Source organism: Alcanivorax sp. HI0083 (assembly GCF_001635175.1).
Genome location: NZ_LWFX01001220.1, coordinates 1 through 2,746, shown reverse-complemented (window position 1 = coordinate 2,746; position 2,746 = coordinate 1). Strand labels below are relative to the sequence as shown.

2 protein-coding genes are annotated in these 2,746 nt (G+C 58.2%); both read right to left on the bottom strand.

Annotation, left to right across the window (positions count from 1 at the left end):
- Positions 1 to 41 precede the first annotated feature (41 nt).
- Complete coding sequence (locus A3754_RS17760; RefSeq protein ID WP_063520769.1) at positions 42 to 1,640, bottom strand: DUF4139 domain-containing protein; 1,599 nt, start codon at positions 1,638 to 1,640, stop codon at positions 42 to 44.
- Between the two features lie 340 nt (positions 1,641 to 1,980).
- Positions 1,981 to 2,746, bottom strand: a 766-nt coding sequence (locus tag A3754_RS17755; RefSeq protein WP_063520768.1) for a histidinol-phosphate transaminase, incomplete at its 5' end; no start/stop codon positions are given.

The window sequence follows — 2,746 nt, the reverse complement described above, 5'->3', positions numbered from 1 at the left end:
CGTGTAGTTATTAATTATTCATTATTAACTATTAATTGCCTTTAAAGCCCTTCTACACCGCTCAGCATTGCCCCTTCCGGGTAGCGAATTTCGAAGCCTTGTTTGAAACTTTCTTCCCCCCCGGCGGGCAAGGTGAACTGCCAGCGCTGCAGCCCTTTCACATCATCCACATCACTAGCATCTGCGGCTTTGCCTTTGGCCGTGACAGCAATATCCTCGTTACCGGCCACCGGCAGGCGATCCAGCAGATCCACCGTCACCGCCTTGTCGTAATGGGACGTCAGAGTGATGTTTTTCAGCGCAGACAGGGTCTTCTCCTTGCTGATCAGGCCGACTTCTCCTTGCTGTGATGGCTCGCGCACCACGGCAATCTGCAGGCGCGGGTCATCGCCGAAACTCATCTTCACCTTTTCGCCCTGCTTGATGCTGTCGCCGCGGTGGTAACGGGCCAGCCGCTGACCATCTCGCAGCAGCGTGACACGCCCCGCCAACCAGGGCAGTGCGCTGGTATTCTTCCATTCCCCCACCAGCAACACCGCCGGCTGTTGCCAGAGATAACCTTCACGGCTGAGCGTCACCGGCAGTTCGGCCTGCTGGTAAGACACCCGAGCGCTGCCAACACCACTGGCCAGAGATAATGGTGACGATAGCGGCACGCGCATATCAAAACCGTGAGCCACCGGAGCGGCCACCGGCATCGCCTGCACGTGTTTGGCCATATCGGCTTCTAAGGCGGCCGGTTCCGCCATCACGCTGCGCAGGGACTGTTTACGCATTTCCGGTTGCGGCGTCGCCAGACGCACAATCCAGGGTTGCGGATCTGGCAGCTGACGGTAACCGGCCGGCACCAGCCCCAGGGTGGCACTGACATCCTGCCAGTCCTCCCCGGTGCGGTTATGGATCAGCGCAATACCGGTAACGGCAACCGTTTCACTACCGCTATCCAGATCGACCCGCAATTGATTCTGCCAGCCGGCCTGGCCGGTAAAATACTGCAATTCCACCCGCGCGGTGGACGGCGCGTCAGCACCAACAGTGAGCACCAGTTGGCGGCTGCGAGTCTGTACCTGCCCCAGCTGCTGGCGCTCTTGTCGCAGTGTTTCCAGCTTGCCTTGCTGTTCTTCACGGGTCACCACACGCTGATTGATCGCCGCTTGCCGTTGCGCCACCGCCTTGCCAATGGACTCCCAGGCACTGGCCCATTTTTCCACCGGCACCTGGGCAAACACGGCCTCACCCTGTGGCGCCTGCCCCATCAGCGATTGCAGATGATTGATCTGTTGCTGGTCCAGGCTATCAGCCGCGCGGGCGGCGGCCATGGCCTGCTCCAGGTCGAGAATCGCCGCATCCAGCTCGGCACGACGGGCCGAGATATCGCCCTCAGCAATGGCAAACCCTTGTTGCATCCCCAGCAACCTGGCCCCTTTCACGGCCACCTGCAGGCTATCCAGATCCAGCTCCGGCAAACCTTTCACCACCAGCTGATGCTCACCGGCGGGCAAAGCCTGGGAGAACGTACGACTGAGATGGGCCTGGGCGGGAAACAACACTGCCTTGCTCACCGGAGCGGTAACCGCAAAGTCAGCGGCAAAAAGGGGAATCGGAATCAGGGCACAGGCGAGCAGTAGCGAACGTTTCATTATTAAGGCCTTTGCGTTGGGCGATGCCTGTTAGTACCGCAGGTATGGGAAAGGTTCAAGCGGGCAAACCCTGACTTCGGCCAACAGGCGATTTAGGAGCGATAAGACCTCTGAAAAAAACCAACATTGGTAATATCTGTGGGAAGTAATGCTCGCATCACGAACAACGGTGCAAAGCTAAAGCGCCTTCGCGATGCAAGCATCGCTTCCCACGGTAGTATCGCCGTCTTCATAAAATGCAAAGTTCAAGCGCGACTCTACCCGTTAACGCAAAGAGGCCGCGCCCAGAGTGTGGGCGCGGCCTCTTTGTCTGCATGCGACAAAACTTATTCCATTCTTTTTAACTTTTAGTTTTCAGCTTTTCACTCAACCCGTCCAGCGCCGCAATCAGCGCCTGATTCTGTTCTGGCGTGCCCACGGTGATCCGCAGGTAGTCGGCAATGCGCTCGGGTTTGCCAAAATGGCGTACGATAATGCCTTGCTCGCGCAACCCCTGGGCCAGTTCAGCACCACTATGCCTCTCGTGGCAGGCAAAGAGAAAATTGGCCGCCGAGGGCAAACTGTCGAAGCCCCGCTGCGCCAGCTGATCGGTGAGCCACTCACGCTGACCAATCACCTGTTCGCAGCCTTCTTCAAACCATTCCTGATCCTCAAACGCGGCCACGCCGGCGGCAATGGCCAGACGATCCAGTGGGTAGGAGTTGAAGCTGTCCTTGATGCGATTCAGACCATCAATCAAGGCCTCATCACCCACTGCCAGCCCGATACGCAAGCCGGCCAGGGAGCGGGATTTTGACAGGGTTTGGGTAACCAGTAGATTCGGGTAGCGGTTTACCAGGGCGATTGCCGTGGTGTCGCCCTGCCCCGGGCTACCAGCAAAATCGATGTACGCCTCATCGATCACCACCAGGGTTTCCGTATTGATCTGTAACAGGCGCTCAATCTCACTCAGCGGCAACAGCTTGCCGGTGGGCGCATTGGGATTGGGAAAAATAATACCGCCGTTGGGGCGCGGCTTGTCGCCGGCGAGATAATCATCCACCGCAATGCCCAACTCACCATCGAGCGGCACCGGCTGGTAGTCGATCTGATACAGGCCACAATAG

Coding starts and splice junctions, on each gene's coding strand:
- A3754_RS17760 (WP_063520769.1), bottom strand. CDS start 1,640: ATGAAACGTTCGCTACTGCTCGCCTGTGCCCTGATTCCGATTCCCCTT.